This is a genomic window from Frateuria sp. GZRR33, from assembly GCF_051900425.1.
Lineage (GTDB): Bacteria > Pseudomonadota > Gammaproteobacteria > Xanthomonadales > Rhodanobacteraceae > Frateuria_A.
Window position 1 is genome coordinate 1 of record NZ_JBHZGK010000029.1, and the last position, 1146, is coordinate 1146.

A 1146-nucleotide genomic window follows, 5' to 3' on the forward strand; every position below is an offset into this window, starting at 1 on the left:
CCGAGCCAGGAGGTTCCATGAAGAAGTCGAAGTTCACCGAGACGCAGATCGTCTCGATCCTCAAGCAGGCCGACGCCGGGGTGCCCATCAAGGACATCTGTCGCCAGGCCGGTATCAGCGTGCCGACCTACTACCAGTGGAAGAGCAAGTACGGGGGCATGGAGGCGTCGGACCTCAAGCGTGTCAAGGAGCTCGAGGCCGAGAACGCTCGGCTGAAGCGGATGTATGCCGAGTTGGCGCTGGACAACGCGGCGATGAAGGACCTGATCGCAAAAAAACTGTAGGACCGGCGAGCAAGCGCGAGGCAGTGCGGTACCTGGTCGAGGTGCACGCGCGGCCGCTACGCCGGTCCTGCGAGTGCGTCGGACTGTCACGTGCCGCGTACTACCGCCCGCCGCTGGATTGGACGGTGCGCGATGCCGAGCTCATCGCTGCGTTGGCCCGCCTGGTTGAGGATCGGCCGAGCCGCGGCTTCTGGAAGTGCTGTGCCCAGCTGCGCAAGGTGCGGCCGGACTGGAACCCCAAACGGATCTATCGGGTGTACAAGGCCATGAAGCTCAACCTCCGTCGGGCCGCCCGGCGCCGCCTGCCCAAGCGTGAACGCGTGGCGCTGTACGTGCCACGGCTGCCCGATACCGTGTGGTCCATCGACTTCATGAGCGATGCGCTCGCTTGCGGACGCCGCTTTCGCACGTTCAACGTAGTGGACGACTTCAACCGCGAGGCACTCCACATCGAGGTCGACACGTCGATCACCTCGGCGCGGCTGGTGCGCATCTTCGAGCAGATAAAGCGCGACCACGGATTGCCGCAAGTGCTGCGCTCGGACAACGGTCCGGAGTTCCTGGGCGAAGCCTTTACCCAGTGGGCCAAGGCCAGCGGCGTGGCCATCCAGTACATCCAGCCCGGCAAGCCAAATCAGAACGCCTACATCGAACGCTTCAACCGCACCTTCCGCGAGGAAGTGCTCGACCAGCACCTGTTTGCCCGCCTGGAGGATGTGCGTGAAGCCGCTTACTGGTGGATGCTCGACTACAACGAGCAACGCCCCCACGAATCGCTCGGTGATCTGACACCCGCCGAGTACCGCCAACAAGCCGCCAGTCGTTCTACTTTTGAAGTGTCTGCTTGACGGGGGAGCTTACG

The 1146-nt window shown here is 63.5% G+C and carries 1 protein-coding gene; it reads left to right on the plus strand.

Annotated features, from left to right (window positions below):
* Positions 1-17 precede the first annotated feature (17 nt).
* A protein-coding gene (locus ACFWZU_RS16250; RefSeq protein WP_439702553.1) for an IS3 family transposase occupies positions 18-1132 on the plus strand; the annotation gives its coding sequence in 2 pieces (ribosomal slippage) (positions 18-270 and positions 270-1132; 1116 coding nt in all).
* The last annotated feature ends 14 nt before the right edge of the window (positions 1133-1146 follow it).